Below are 14,330 nucleotides of genomic sequence, written 5' to 3'. Positions count from 1 at the left end.
TCTACTGCTTAGTGACGCTGACGTCGCTGGTTAGAGTGACCGCTATTACCGCGACTGTTTTTGCGGTTACCGCCACGGCTATTATTACCTTTGGTGCGATGGATTCGCGTTGCCTTGGGTAAATCACGCATTAGCGCTTCGGTATCATATTGGCTTACCGGCACTGGGTGCTTAATGTACTCTTCAATTGCAGGTAAGTTAAATACGTACTCTTCACAGGCCAGGCTAATGGCATGGCCACTTGCGCCAGCACGACCTGTTCGGCCAATACGGTGCACGTAATCTTCGGCATCGTCTGGTAAGTCATAGTTGAAAACATGAGTTACCGACGGAATGTGCAAGCCACGGGCTGCAACATCGGTAGCGACTAATACGTCAAGTTTACCTTCGGTGAACTGTTCGAGTATTTGCACTCGCTTACGCTGCGGTATATCACCGGTTAGCAAACCAACGCGATGTTTGTCGGCACTTAAGTGGCCCCAAATATCTTCACAACGGTGTTTAGTATTAGCAAAAATTATGGCGCGTTCTGGCCACTCTTCTTCTATTAGAGTTTGCAACAAGGCCATTTTGTCGTCGTTAGACGGGTAAAACAGTTCTTCTTGAATGCGAGCGCCGGTCATTTGTTCGGGCTCTACAATAACGTGTTCCGGTTCGTTCATATGCTCAAACGCTAATTCTTTTACCTTAAAAGAAAGCGTGGCTGAGAACAGCATGTTTAAACGCGCTTTTGGCTCTGGCATGCGGCGCATTAAATAACGAATGTCTTTAATGAAGCCAAGGTCGAACATGCGATCGGCTTCATCTAATACCATGGCTTGCACGGCATTTAGGCTAAATGCACCTTGTTTGAAGTAATCGATCATTCGCCCGGTTGTACCGATAAGAATGTCTACACCTTCATCCAAAGTGGCACGCTGACTGGCATAACCTTCGCCGCCATATACCAAACCCAACTTGAGGCCCGTTGCTTTAGCAAGTAAGCGAGCATCGTTATGGATTTGAATAGCTAATTCGCGAGTTGGTGCGAGAATAATCGCACGCGGTTGATTTTGTTGGCGCGTTTCGGGCACTGCTGTGGTTAGCAAATGATTAAACGTAGCAACTAAAAAGGCTAGAGTTTTCCCCGTACCGGTCTGTGCTTGGCCCGCAATATCTTTACCTGTGGTTAAGATTGGTAGGCTTTGCGCTTGGATTGGGGTGCAATTGTGATAGCCGTGCTGCTCTAAGGCGGTTAATACCTTATCTTGCAGTCCTAACTCGGCAAATCGGAGTTCTGTTAAATGTGTTTTGCTCATTGCGTAAGCATATCACAGCTAAGTGGCACTACCAGCACCCATTCTTGGTAAATGTGTTGAGTTGTTTGCGGCTGTGATCTAAGCGCTGAGAATTTGCAGTTAATTCCCATGGAGGATTCCGCAGCAGACTCTAGTTACTTGCAATTATATCGGTCTATTGCCTTTCTTTATTTACTCGCGAGATTTTGTGAGCAAAACCAAATTGGGGTGATCAGCTAGCACTTATGTTAATTGGTAGTAGCTTAGATTCCCTTGGAATGAGCTTAGGCTTGCATTCATTGGTCGGATCATTTCAAATAGTCATGAAATTATCGAGACAGATAACATAGAATTTTGGAGTATTAAATGAGCGATAAATTAGTTCAGCTGAGCGATGACAGCTTCGAGGCAGACGTACTAAACTCAAGCACACCAGTACTAGTTGATTTCTGGGCTGAATGGTGTGGACCTTGTAAAATGATTGCACCTATCCTTGACGAAGTTGCTGACGAATACGACGGCAAAGTAGTGGTAGGTAAGCTAAACATCGACCAAAATGCTGGTACACCGCCAAAGTTTGGTATTCGCGGAATTCCAACGTTACTGCTGTTTAAAGACGGTAAAGTAGCTGCTACCAAGGTTGGTGCACTATCAAAAGCCCAACTAACAGCGTTTTTAGACGAAAACCTGTAGTAACAATGTGAGCAGGTCGACATTCGTTGCCTGCTTTTGCTGGATCTTTCCCCACATTAGTGCTAATTTTATTTTCGAATTTTTCCTACGCCCGTAATAAAGGCTACCTCTTGGCCGACTAAACAGTCGAGTAAGCTTCTCTACTATACCTAACTCATGCTGCCGTCAGCCTATTTCGATAAAAATTGAAAACTCACCATTATGAATTTAACTGAGCTAAAAAATACCCCCGTCCATGAACTGATTACGCTAGGCGAGTCAATGGGCTTAGAAAATCTAGCCCGCTTACGCAAGCAAGACATTATCTTCTCGATCTTAAAGGCTCACGCGAAAAGCGGCGAAGCGATTTTTGGTCATGGTGTGCTGGAGATTTTGCAAGATGGCTTCGGCTTTTTACGTAGCGCCGACAGCTCTTACTTAGCTGGTCCTGACGATATTTATGTTTCTCCAAGTCAAATCCGTCGATTTAACTTGCGTACCGGTGATACGGTAGAAGGTAAGATTCGCCCACCTAAAGAAGGTGAGCGTTATTTTGCTTTGCTTAAAATTGGCATCGTTAACCACGACAAGCCAGAAAACTCGCGTAACAAAATCTTATTCGAAAACTTAACCCCGCTGCACGCTAATGATCGTTTGCGTATGGAGCGCGGTAATGGCGCTACCGAAGACATCACTGCACGTGTATTAGATTTGGCTTCACCTATCGGTAAAGGCCAACGTGGGTTGATTGTTGCTCCGCCAAAAGCCGGTAAAACCATGTTGCTGCAAAACATTGCGCAAAACGTGGCATTTAACCACCCTGAGTGTGAATTGATTGTATTGCTAATTGATGAGCGCCCGGAAGAAGTAACCGAGATGCAACGTTTGGTTCGTGGTGAAGTGATTGCTTCTACCTTTGATGAGCCTGCTAGCCGTCACGTTCAAGTGGCTGAAATGGTAATTGAAAAAGCCAAGCGTTTAGTTGAGCACAAGAAAGACGTGATCATCTTGCTTGATTCAATTACTCGTTTAGCGCGTGCTTACAACACCGTAATTCCTTCTTCTGGTAAGGTATTAACTGGTGGTGTAGACGCCAATGCATTGCACCGTCCAAAACGTTTCTTTGGTGCGGCTCGTAACGTAGAAGAAGGTGGTAGCTTAACTATTATCGCTACTGCACTTGTAGATACCGGTTCTAAGATGGACGAAGTTATCTACGAAGAGTTTAAAGGTACCGGTAACATGGAACTGCACTTAAGCCGTAAGATCGCAGAAAAACGTGTTTACCCAGCTATCGACATTAACCGCTCTGGCACACGTCGTGAAGAGTTGTTAACTAGCGCTGACGAACTACAAAAAATGTGGATTTTGCGCAAAATTGTTCATCCAATGGATGAAACTGGCGCCATGGAGTTCTTAATTGATAAATTGGCTATGACCAAAACCAATGATGAATTCTTTGACGCGATGAAAGCGCAGAAGAAGTAAGTTAAAACTGGCCGTTAATTCGGCCAGTTTCGTTTTGGATGATGAAACGCTTACTGCTACTTCTTGGGCTATTATTTCACCTGTCTGCTCAAGCGGAGCAGCAAGGTCCTAATCCGCCCTCACAACCACTTTATCAAGATGTGCCGCTAATGATTTTGCAGCGCAGCGTCGATACCTTAATGCAAAATCAGCCCGCTTGGGTGATTGATCTACTGCCTTATTTACGCCCTCATGATCGAGAAGTTTTGCTTTTCGAAAGTCTGCGTTATTTACATCAAAATAATCACATTCCAGACCAAACCTTAAAAAACTGGTTACTAGAGCTGGCTTCTGAGCGACCTACAGTGCGCGAAGCTGCAGTCATCGACGGCTATGAAGTTATTCGCCCTAGTTTTGATTACCCTGCCCTGGCGCGAAGTTTAATTCTTAATAAAGTATCAGCAGAACGCTCACAGCTTTATTTAAGTGAACTGTTGCGTGATGAATTTCAATGGTCATTGATCTTTAGAAAAAACAATCCGTTACTATTGGCGCAACAGTTGGATGTGATGCGGGCTTTTAGGCAATTAACCCCAGAGCAGCTTGATTATGTAAAGCTGCATATGCCTGATCGTTTGTATTTTCCTGATAATAACGTTCGAGTTGCTATGGCAATAGGTATTGGCAGTGATGAAGCGTTGGCCGAAGTACTGAGCCTGCCAATGGATCAATATAGTGTGTCGTTGCTTGAGTGGCTTATTCAGCGGCTACCGGCAGAGCGCGCCTATCACTTGCTTCGCGGAGCAGCAGAAAATCCAGAACTGTTGTATTTTTCATACAGTGCTATTGCCCGTTTGGGTCGAGTATATCCTCCCGCTGCCCAGTTTATTTTGGCGCAGTTTAGAGAATCAGAACACCAAGAGTTGGCTGCAATGGTAATGATTGAGATGCAGTCTCAATAAGTACACAAGCCAGAAACCAGGTTATTACAATGAAATATAAAGACTTGAGAGATTTCATTGATTTGTTAGAGCAACGTGGAGAGCTCAAACGAATCAGCTTAGAAGTGTCTACCGAACTGGAAATGACCGAGATTTGTGACCGAACCTTAAAAGCCGGCGGTCCAGCATTATTGTTTGAGAATGTTAAAGGCCATTCAATGCCAGTATTGGGCAACTTGTTTGGTACCCCCGAGCGTGTTGCTTTAGGCATGGGTCAAGAGTCAGTGTCTGCCTTGCGTGAAGTAGGCACTTGGTTATCTTATCTAAAAGAGCCTGAGCCGCCTAAAGGGCTAAAAGAGTTATGGGAAAAGCTGCCCATATTTAAGCAAGTGCTTAATATGCCAACTAAAAAGCTGCGTTCTGCGCCCTGCCAAGAAATTGTATGGAGTGGTGATGAGGTGGACTTAGACAAGTTGCCGATTCAGCACTGCTGGCCGGGGGATGTTGCGCCATTGGTTACCTGGGGGTTAACTATTACCCGGGGTCCTTATAAAAAGCGCCAGAATTTAGGTATTTATCGCCAACAAAAGCTAGCCAAAAATAAGCTTATTATGCGTTGGTTATCGCACCGTGGCGGTGCGATTGATTTTCGCGAGTTCCAAGAACTCAATCCAGGTAAACCTTATCCGGTGTCGGTGGCGCTGGGCGCTGATCCCGCCACCATTCTTGGCGCCGTGACACCTGTTCCAGATACTCTATCGGAATATGCCTTTGCCGGTTTACTGCGTGGTGGTAGAACCGAAACCGTTCAATGTATAAGTAATGACCTAGAAGTGCCAGCCAGTGCTGAAATAGTTTTAGAAGGTTATTTAGAGCCCAATGAAACGGCTCCAGAAGGTCCTTATGGTGACCATACTGGCTACTACAATGAAGTTGATGAGTTTCCGGTATTCACTATTACTCATATTACAATGCGTAAAGATCCTATTTACCACAGCACTTATACCGGCCGTCCGCCTGATGAACCGGCTGTGTTGGGCGTTGCCTTGAACGAAGTTTTTGTGCCTATTTTGCAAAAGCAGTTCCCAGAGATTGTAGATTTTTACTTGCCACCAGAAGGCTGTTCTTACCGTATGGCGGTGGTCACTATTAAAAAGCAATACCCGGGGCATGCTAAGCGGGTGATGTTAGGGGTGTGGTCTTTCTTACGGCAGTTTATGTACACCAAGTTTGTCATTGTTTGTGATGATGATATCAACGCCCGTTCTTGGCAGGATGTAATATGGGCTATTACTACCCGAATGGATCCAACACGCGATACTACGTTAATCGATCATACACCCATCGATTACTTAGATTTTGCATCACCCGTCTCCGGTTTAGGCTCAAAAATGGGTATGGATGCAACCAATAAATGGCCCGGTGAAACTAATCGGGAGTGGGGCGAAGTAATTGAAATGGCTCCAGAAGTGAAACAGCGTGTAGATAGTATTTGGAATCAATTAGGCATAGACTAATGGCCAACAATTATCGAGTAACAATAGCGCAGCAAGAATTTAGTGTTGGGCCTCAGCAAAGTATTCTTGAAGCCGCTTTGGCGCAGGGCATTGATTGGCCACATCGATGCCGTCAAGGTGGTTGCTGCAGTTGCTTAGCCCGGTGTAAATCCGGCGAGATTATTTACCATGGAATGGCGCCAATGCTAAGTGAAGCCGAACAAGCCAAAGGTTGGTTTTTAGCTTGCTTAGCCAGTGCAAAATCAGATTTGAATATAAGTTTAGAAGGGTGAAAGTATGAAGCGCATTAGTTGTAAGGTTGCATCGGTCTCGCCGATTTTAGATGATATTTTTAATGTAGAATTACAGCCACAAGAGAGCCAGAGCTTTGTAGCTGGCCAGTACCTGCAAATTGTTATGGCAGAAGATGATAAACGACCATTTTCACTAGCCAGTTCACCCGAGCAAAGCGATGTACTAGAGTTGCATATTGGTGCCCCAGAAGGTAATCCCTATGCTAGGCAGGTAATTGACAAACTAAAGAAAAGTGGTGAAATCGAAGTTGAAATGCCATTTGGTAATGCCGGCTTTGATGAGGCCAGCCAGCGGCCAATTCTGATTATGGTGGGCGGTACCGGTTTCTCTTATGCTAAATCCATTATCGAACACCTTGTAGATACCGAGCAAGACCGCGAAATCTATTTGTATTGGGGCGGGCGTAACTTAGGGGGCTTGTATTTACATGAGTTGGCCTACCAATGGGAAGAGTTAGATCAGGTTAAGTTTGTGCCGGTGCTTGAGCAAGCAATGCCGCAGTGGACCGGTAAAAAGGGCTTGGTGCATGAAGCCGTACTAGAAGATTTCCCCGATATGAGCGGATTAGAAGTATACATTGCTGGACGGTTTGAAATGGCTGATGTAGCCAGAACTGCGTTTACTAAGCAGGGCTTGCCGATTGAACAATTACATGGCGATGCTTACGAATTTATTTAAGCGTTCTATTTGAATCAAAAAAGGCGAGCTAAGCTCGCCTTTTTTGTTTTCAGTTTTGGGTGTTTTAGATAGCCAGTGCCTGACGATAGTAATGAATTGCCTGTTCGGGTTCATCTAGTTGGCGGTGTACCTCAGCTAAACCTTGATAACATTCTGCACTTGGCGCTAGCTTCATGCTTTCTTCAAACAGCGCTTTTGCTTCTTCCCACTGTTGTTGTTGCAGGTGTAATTGAGCAATCAAACGCAGTAAAGCAGCATTTTCTGGGTGTTTACGGCGTAAGCTAGATAGCTGCTGAAGCAAGGGATGCACGTCGTTCAGGTGTAATTCTGCTGCAACCTCTAATAACTCACTATCAAGATTTCGATTGATGAGATCACCGAGCAATTGATAAGCCGCTGCATTATCGCCAGCGCTAATTAGAGCCCGGCAAGCGGCCGCGGCAATGGTCATCTGTTTCTTTTGTTTGCGGGGCATGCCATTCCAGTGTTGGGCTACGGCATCAGACCCTTGGCTATTGGCGAGTTCCAAAAACAAGCTTTTGTAGGCACTAGACAACTGTGTTTGATAATGGTCGTTGTCAATTAGGCCTGCTTTAAGGGCCAGCGGCAGTAAGTCGATATAGCGCTGCCAAAGGCTAAGCTCGGGAAGAATAGTAAGTAACATGCGTTTTACAGCATCTTGCTTGAGGTTCTCATGAGGCAGTTGCTCAATGCTGCTTAATGCTGCGCTGTAGTTTTGTTGCTTAAGTTGTAGGCGAGCTTGAGTGATTAATACTGCGGCATCGTTATTTGTGATGCGGGTTGCTTGCTCTAGGTACTTATCTCGTTTTTTATCTTGGCCTTGCTCTTGCGCCGCTTCAGCTGCGGTTAAATAGTTTAGTGCAGGTGCGTCGCTTAAACTGGCTGCTTTACTCACCAGTTTTTCGGCACTTTGATAGTCGCCGCGCATCATGGCCAGCATACCTTGCTGGGTATGGCTGTTAGCTTTTTGCTTACGACGGTGACCCCACCAAGCGCCGCTGCGGGAGAAACTTAACCACAGCCAACGAGCTAGCCATAGGCTGAGTAACAATACACAAAAGCAAATAAAGCTAAGGAATAATGCACTGGTGACCGACATTTCAATGGTGTAATTATCGAAGGCAATCAGCACGTAGCCCTTATTGCCCGCTAGTTGCGGGCCTAGCGCTAAACCCAGCGCGAGACAGACTAAAAGAACGATGATTTTAACCATTACTCAGCTCCTTCTAAGGAAGGCAATAAGCGTTGTTGGCGCTCTTTAATCGCTTGTTCGGCGGCGCCTAGGCTGCTTAGTTGTTCTGGCAGTTTATCGACAATTTCTAGTTGTTGTAGTTGCTTTAAGTCTTCAATCATTGCTTGGGCTTGGGAGTTTTGAATGAAAAATTCACTCACCCATTGTTCGGCGCGTTGTAATTTGGCTTTAAATAGTTCGCCTTGCGAGCGGAACAATGCCTGCTCGGCTTGTTGTAATTGAAGTTTCAGGTTTTCTTTTAAGTACCACGCGTGCTGTGGCTCAATAAGCGCCTCTACTTGGCCATCGCGGCGGCGCACAGTAATAAAGTTTTCGCTAAACTTACGCCAACTTTTGGCTAGATTGTCTTGCCAGTCGGCGCTGTCAGCACTTAGTTGATTGTCTTGAGCTGCTACAGCTTCTGGCAGTTCAATTTCCGCCAGTTGTAGGCTTTCTGCTTGCTGCAATATACCTTCTAAGCGAAATGCGATGCCTTCTTTATCTACCAACGGAATGCTTTTTAGCAATTGCACGTCGGTATTAATCGCGCGCCGCAGTGGTAACAAATGTGGGTCGTCGGCATTGTTTATGCTGTTGTCGGCCTCGGTAAGTAGGGCAATAGCAGTAACCGGATCTTGCTCTAGCCAAAGTTTATAAGCCGCTAGTTGCAACAAGTAGTTGGCTTCGTTGAGTCGCCAATGGTTAGCATCTTTAATATTCAGTAGGGCTAGTTGGCGTTCTATGGTTTTGCGGTTTTTCTCGGTGAGTTCTAGCTGAGCTTGTAAAGCGGCCATAGCTTGATTTTGCCCTGCAACACTTTGCGATAATTCACTGATTTGATTATTGCTGCTAGCTTGCGCGCTAATTAGGTTTTGTTCTTTAGCTTGCAAGGTGGTTTTTAAAAGTTGTAGCTGAGTATCTGCGTGCTCCCTAAATTGGTGTCCATGCCAATATAAACCTACAGCAATAGATAGGCTGAGAATAATGGCAATAATGGCCAATATTTTTGCTAGTTTGTCGCCTTTGGCGGGAGCTGATGGTGTGTTGCTAGGGGGAGGCGTAGCGGCAGCGCTGCTGGTTGGTTGTTCTTTAGCACTGCTAGAATCGCTAATGTCGGTAGCCTTTGTTTGACTATCTGATTGTTTATTTTTGGTCATTTTCATTCCTTGCAGATGACTGCATTCGCGCTAACGCGTCGATGCAAGCCTTATCTGATGCGCCGTCGCACAATACTGTATGCATAAAACCTAAGCTGTTTGCGTATTCAAGCAAACGTTGGCTGGGTACCAATAGTTTGGTATTTGTTAGCCACCTTAGTTGCTTAGGTTCACTCATAAGGGTAGTAAGGTGTTTCAAAATTTCACCACTTGTCGCCACAATAGTGTTGATCTGTGACCGCCATTGATCAAGTTGTTGCGTTGAATAGTGCAGCAATTGGCGTTGATAACAGGTGAGATAGTTAACTTGGATGGCTTGTTTTTGGAGCTGCTCTGCGAGCCATTCTCGGCCTTGTTGGCCACGCAGAATATGCGCTTGCTTAATACCTTGCAGTTGATTGTTAATTAGCTCCAGCATGCCTTCACTATCTTGGCGCGCAGGGACCATGGCCTTCACTCCATATTGCTGCCAACACTCGGCGGTGGCTTTGCCTACCGCTAAATATTGGCAGTTTTGTGGCCAACTAAGGGCGTGTTCTGCAAGATAAGTTTGGCAAGCTTCAACGGCATATTGGCTAACAGCAATGATTAAGTGTTGCTGGTTAACGGTTTTAACTAATGCTGGTAAATCCCCGATTTGCTCACTGGCGGTTATTTTAACCATGGGCGCAGCAATGGCTTGATAGCCATTGGCGTGTAACATGCTTACGCACCGTTGATTATGCGGCTCGGGCCGCGTTACAAGTACCTGCACCGCTACCTCTTATTGTTGTTGGTAAACTGCCTTAAGGATCGGTTCAGCCCCCGCATCTAACAGCTGTTCAGCAAGTTGCAAACCAAGCTGTTCCGCTTGCTGGCTGCTGCCAGTAATGTGTTTTTCTATCACTGTAGAGCCGTCAAGGGCACCCACTAGGCCGCGAACAAACAATTGATCATCTTTAAGCTCTGCGTAGCAGCCAATAGGTACTTGGCAGCCGCCTTCTAAACGGCGGTTCATCGCCCGTTCTGCGGTCACTCGAGCTGCTGTTGCTGAGTGATTCAAAGGGGCAAGCAATGCAAGTAAGGCTTGGTCGTCGCTACGACACTCTATGCCTACAGCGCCTTGGCCCCCTGCAGGTAAAATTTGCTCAGGTTCGATATAAGCTTTAATGCGGTCTTGCATCTCTAGGCGTAGCAAACCAGCGCTGGCTAAGATGATTGCGTCATACTCACCGGCATCTAGTTTGGCTAATCGGGTATTAACATTGCCACGTAAATCTTTGATTTGAATATCTGGACGTTGCGCTTTAAGTTGGCATTGGCGGCGTAAGCTAGACGTACCCACAACCGCACCTTTAGGTAAGTCTGCTAGGTTTTGGTAATTGTTGCTTACAAAGGCATCACGTGGATCTTCGCGCTGGCAAATGCAGTGCAAACCTAAGCCTTCAGGAAATTCCATTGGCACATCTTTCATCGAATGCACTGCAATATCGGCCAAACCTTCCAACATTGCTACTTCAAGTTCCTTAATGAATAGTCCCTTACCACCAATCTTGGCCAGAGGGGTGTCGAGTATTTTGTCGCCTTTGGTGCTCATTGGCAGAAGTTCTACTTCAATGCTTGGGTGGTGACGCTCTAACTCAGCTTTCACAAAATAGGCTTGCCACATGGCTAATGGACTTTTGCGCGTGGCAATTCTGACTTTATTCACAAACACTTACCTCTATTATTTATCCGGAGATAGTATCACCAGTTAGTTTATAGCCCAAGTAAGCATTAGTGGCTTAAAAATAGCCAAAAGTTTGTTTTAGCTTAGGTATTTGTGAGGGTAACTTGCTTAAAATATACCCACTAAAAGTGTGCGTATCTGTTTACCACTATTATACTAACTGTTAAGATGATCACACTTTAGTGATGTCTAAATTACATTAAATACAAACGCGATAAAGCTAGGTAACTTAAACTTGCGAGATACGATTGCCACTCTGTTAGAGAAGGCTAACCAAACTAATCAACACCGAAAGCAGCTAGCATTGCAAACAATGCCAGCCGCTGTACAGCAGGTATTTGAACTGCTGCCTTCGATGTTGCATTACTCGCACCCTTGTATCCCTGGTTTTATTGAAGGCGACGTGCCTAGCGGCGTATGTCAATTTGCGCCAAGTGCTCGCCATGGCATTTATTTGCAGCAGCACTTTTTATGCAGTCCCGAAGAGCCTGAGCATTGTGAGATTCTCGGTTTGTATTCTATGGGCAGTACTGCCACAGTAGGCCAAACCGAATCTAGCGATTTAGATATTTGGGTATGCCACAACACCGACCTAGCACCAGAGCGTGTGGCTCTGTTGGCAGAAAAGTGTGAGCAAATCTCTTCTTGGGCTGCCCATCAGGGCGTAGAGCTTAACTTCTTTATGGTGCAAGAGAACCAGTTTAAAACCGGTTCAATTAGCGAATTGTCTAAAGACAATTGCGGCAGTGCCCAGCACCTTCTGTTACTTGATGAGTTTTATCGCACCGCTCTACCACTAGCGGGTAAGCAGCTGGTGTGGTTTGCAGTACCCAGTGATTTAGAACAAAGCTACGACAGTTTTGTGCAGCAGCAATTTGAGCTCGGTGTATTTAATCATGAGCAATGGCTGGATTTAGGCGGCTTAGATACCATTCCTGCCGAAGAGTATTTTGGTTCAGGGTTATGGCAGCTATATAAGGGCATTGATTCGCCGTATAAAGCAGTGCTTAAAACCATGTTGATGGAAGCCTATTCCGCCGACTATCCAAAGCCTAGCCTACTAGCGGTAGAAGCTAAGCGTTTGATGCAACAGGGCAAAGAGTTTGGCTTAGAGCAAGACGCTTACTATTTAATGCTTAACAAGGTGACCCAATACCTTGAGTCCATTGAAGATTATGCCCGTCTTGATTTAGTGCGCCGTTGTTTCTACTTAAAAAACTGTGAATGTAGCCCGCTGCCGAGCGATCTGTTAGATGTTCGTTCGCTAACTTGGCAACAGCGCTTTATGGCTAAACTGGTTAAACAATGGGAATGGCCACAACAAAAAATTGAGCATTTGAATTTGCGCCGTGCTTGGAAGGTGCAAGATGTGCGGTTAGCCCACAGCGAATTGCTAGACGCGTTGATGCTCAGCTATCGTAACCTAATTCGCTTCGCTCGCCGTAACGACATTAGTGAGTCGATTAACCCGGAAGACATCGGCATTTTATCACGTAAGCTTTACGCTGCTTTTGAAAGCCTACCGGGCAAAGTTACTCTAATTAATCCGCAAATTTCTCCCGATTTATCGGAAGCTAACCTTAGCTTTATCCATGTGGGCAAAGGCCGTAGCTGCGCCGAAGGCTGGTATTTGTATAAGCAGCCGTTAACCGGCTTGGAGATTGTCGGCCAGCCTCCGTTAGAGCATGCTACCTACATTTCTAAGTTATTAGCATGGAGTTATTTTAATCAGCTTAAAACTGACCAAACTCAGCTGAGCTTGCATACTCACCCGGGCGATTTAAATTTAGATACGCTTAATCAATTTGCCGAAGATTTGCGTCGTGCCTTCCCGGTAAACGTAGATGCAGCCAGCAACTTAGCTTTAACTCGGCCTTGTGAAATTCGCCATCTTGGGGTGTTCATCAACCTTGAAAAAGACCCTACCGCCAACTGGGGCGGCAAGGTAATTGAGTTTGATGCTATTTCTACCGATGTATTTAGTTTTGGCCGAGATTCCGATTGCCTAGTGGGTTCGGTAGATTTGGTCTATCGCAATACTTGGAACGAAATTAGAACGCTGCACTTTTCGGGTGATAGTGCAGTGGTAGATGCGCTAACTACCATATTGGGCAAGATGCACCGCGACGCAAATATCCCCGAGCATATTGATGTATTTTGTTACAGCGAAAACCTGCCTGAGCAAATTGGTGCTAACTTTAAGCAACTATTGGTCGAGAGCATTAAAAGCCGTTTGCAGCCTTTGGATAAACGGATTGTTAAAACCATTGTATTGGGTAACGAAAAATACGGTTTGTTTATTGAAGACCGTGGCGTATCAGTGAAAAAGCTAGAGAATGGCGTAGAGTTTTACCGTCAGCTTTCAAACAACAAATTGCAACGTTTGCCCTTGCAGTTAAACGCTGGTAATACCAAAAAAGTGCCTAATGTTGTAGAAGCGCATGCCAGTGAAGGTTTGGTTCAGTACTTCTTTGAAAACCTTACAACTGGCTTCAATATTTACATTGTAGATGAGCACAATCGCATCGAAATGTATCAAGATTTTGAAGGCAGTAAAGAAGAGTTGGTGCAGGGCATTAACCGTTTTTACACCTCTTCTCGCGAGCAATACGGTACCCGTCATGAAGTGGTGAATTTCAATTTGCCGCAGTTTTACGACATTGTTGCTGTAGATGGTCAGTGGCAGGTTGAGTCTTACCGCAGCAGTTAAAGGTTTTACTTCCTCCCTTTTATAACAAGCTTAATACTAACCTGCCGCTATCCCTAAACATAACAATTTTGCTGTCGTCTATGGCTAGAGGCAAGTTGATTTTATTGCTGTAGCGCCTACTACTAGAAGCTCAGTTCTTCACCGCTTTGCTTGGTGATAGACTCCACCAACAGGCTCCAAAACTCGTTACCACTTCTATTACATATCCATTGCTGTTCGGCTTCATGCCACTCAAAGTGGTAACCGCCAAACTTAGTGGCTAACCAAAGCTGATGCAAAGGCTCTTGTTTGTTAATCACCATTTTACTGCGGTTTTCAAACTCGAGTGTTAGCACGCCACCATTGATGTCACACTCAATATCGAAGTCGTCACTGTCCATGGTTTGCTCGATACGTTCAAAGGCATCATCTACTAGCTGGTGATATTGGCTATCATTCATCACAATCATCCTGTCCTATTGCTTTTCTTGCTTCGAATGCGGATTATAGAGGGCATTCAAAAAAGAATCATGGCTTAATCATGAACAAACAAGCAATTGCCGTTATTTTGCTAAGCATCGGCCTAAGTGGATGTGGTCAAAAAGGACCTTTAGTCCACCCGCCAGCCGAGCCAGAGAGCGCTCCCGAGCAAGTAACGCCAAGCGAGTAAGCAACGCA

14 protein-coding genes are annotated in these 14,330 nt (G+C 45.4%); 8 read left to right on the top strand and 6 right to left on the bottom strand.

The window, feature by feature from the left end; genetic code table 11:
- Nucleotides 1–8: 8 nt before the first annotated feature.
- Nucleotides 9–1,298, bottom strand: a complete 1,290-nt coding sequence (gene rhlB / locus OV592_RS20730) for an ATP-dependent RNA helicase RhlB (protein WP_016400084.1) — start codon at nucleotides 1,296–1,298, stop codon at nucleotides 9–11.
- Between the two features lie 345 nt (nucleotides 1,299–1,643).
- Between rhlB and trxA the strand changes: the two genes are divergently transcribed.
- The 6 genes from trxA (at nucleotide 1,644) to fre (ending at nucleotide 6,846) form a co-directional block, all read left to right on the top strand.
- Nucleotides 1,644–1,970, top strand: a complete 327-nt coding sequence (gene trxA / locus OV592_RS20725; protein ID WP_016400082.1) for a thioredoxin TrxA — start codon at nucleotides 1,644–1,646, stop codon at nucleotides 1,968–1,970.
- Between the two features lie 201 nt (nucleotides 1,971–2,171).
- Nucleotides 2,172–3,437: a transcription termination factor Rho gene (gene rho, locus OV592_RS20720; protein ID WP_040306731.1), complete on the top strand. Its 1,266-nt coding sequence runs from the start codon at nucleotides 2,172–2,174 to the stop codon at nucleotides 3,435–3,437.
- 38 nt (nucleotides 3,438–3,475) lie between these two features.
- Nucleotides 3,476–4,378, top strand: coding sequence for a hypothetical protein (locus OV592_RS20715; protein ID WP_406609865.1), 903 nt, complete (start codon nucleotides 3,476–3,478; stop codon nucleotides 4,376–4,378).
- A 29-nt stretch (nucleotides 4,379–4,407) separates the two neighbouring features.
- Nucleotides 4,408–5,874, top strand: a complete 1,467-nt coding sequence (gene ubiD / locus OV592_RS20710; RefSeq protein WP_152785397.1) for a 4-hydroxy-3-polyprenylbenzoate decarboxylase — start codon at nucleotides 4,408–4,410, stop codon at nucleotides 5,872–5,874.
- Nucleotides 5,874–6,146: a 2Fe-2S iron-sulfur cluster-binding protein gene (locus tag OV592_RS20705; protein WP_406609863.1), complete on the top strand. Its 273-nt coding sequence runs from the start codon at nucleotides 5,874–5,876 to the stop codon at nucleotides 6,144–6,146. The genes ubiD and OV592_RS20705 overlap by 1 nt, the downstream gene beginning before the upstream one ends.
- Nucleotides 6,147–6,150: 4 nt before the next feature.
- Nucleotides 6,151–6,846: an NAD(P)H-flavin reductase gene (gene fre, locus OV592_RS20700; RefSeq protein ID WP_016400077.1), complete on the top strand. Its 696-nt coding sequence runs from the start codon at nucleotides 6,151–6,153 to the stop codon at nucleotides 6,844–6,846.
- Nucleotides 6,847–6,910: 64 nt separating this feature from the next.
- Here the strand turns inward: fre and OV592_RS20695 are convergent, their stop codons facing one another.
- The 4 genes from OV592_RS20695 to hemC are packed head-to-tail and all read right to left on the bottom strand — an operon-like array spanning nucleotide 6,911 to nucleotide 10,945.
- Nucleotides 6,911–8,080, bottom strand: coding sequence for a heme biosynthesis HemY N-terminal domain-containing protein (locus OV592_RS20695; RefSeq protein ID WP_406609862.1), 1,170 nt, complete (start codon nucleotides 8,078–8,080; stop codon nucleotides 6,911–6,913).
- Nucleotides 8,080–9,255 carry a uroporphyrinogen-III C-methyltransferase gene (locus OV592_RS20690; RefSeq protein ID WP_406609861.1) on the bottom strand — a complete coding sequence of 392 codons (1,176 nt, stop codon included), beginning with the start codon at nucleotides 9,253–9,255 and terminating at the stop codon, nucleotides 8,080–8,082. The genes OV592_RS20695 and OV592_RS20690 overlap by 1 nt, the downstream gene beginning before the upstream one ends.
- Complete coding sequence (locus tag OV592_RS20685) at nucleotides 9,242–9,958, bottom strand: uroporphyrinogen-III synthase (RefSeq protein ID WP_152785407.1); 717 nt, start codon at nucleotides 9,956–9,958, stop codon at nucleotides 9,242–9,244. The genes OV592_RS20690 and OV592_RS20685 overlap by 14 nt, the downstream gene beginning before the upstream one ends.
- A 60-nt stretch (nucleotides 9,959–10,018) precedes the next feature.
- Entirely contained in the window at nucleotides 10,019–10,945 is a 927-nt protein-coding gene (hemC, locus tag OV592_RS20680; RefSeq protein WP_406609860.1) for a hydroxymethylbilane synthase, read from the bottom strand.
- A gap of 253 nt (nucleotides 10,946–11,198) precedes the next feature.
- Between hemC and OV592_RS20675 the strand changes: the two genes are divergently transcribed.
- Nucleotides 11,199–13,673, top strand: coding sequence for a class I adenylate cyclase (locus tag OV592_RS20675; RefSeq protein WP_152785409.1), 2,475 nt, complete (start codon nucleotides 11,199–11,201; stop codon nucleotides 13,671–13,673).
- Nucleotides 13,674–13,795: 122 nt separating this feature from the next.
- Here OV592_RS20675 and cyaY read toward each other — a convergent pair whose 3' ends face one another.
- The gene (gene cyaY, locus OV592_RS20670) at nucleotides 13,796–14,119 is read right to left on the bottom strand and encodes an iron donor protein CyaY (RefSeq protein WP_343212557.1); all 324 of its coding nucleotides are present in this window, start codon (nucleotides 14,117–14,119) and stop codon (nucleotides 13,796–13,798) included.
- Nucleotides 14,120–14,193: 74 nt separating this feature from the next.
- Here cyaY and OV592_RS20665 point away from each other — a divergent pair, with 74 nt between their 5' ends.
- Nucleotides 14,194–14,322 (top strand): lipoprotein, encoded by a 129-nt coding sequence (locus OV592_RS20665; protein ID WP_016400069.1) that lies wholly within the window; start codon nucleotides 14,194–14,196, stop codon nucleotides 14,320–14,322.
- Nucleotides 14,323–14,330: the final 8 nt, after the last annotated feature.

This window comes from Agarivorans sp. JK6, assembly GCF_045277145.1.
Lineage (GTDB): Bacteria > Pseudomonadota > Gammaproteobacteria > Enterobacterales > Celerinatantimonadaceae > Agarivorans > Agarivorans albus.
This window is presented reverse-complemented; position numbering and strand designations above follow the sequence as displayed.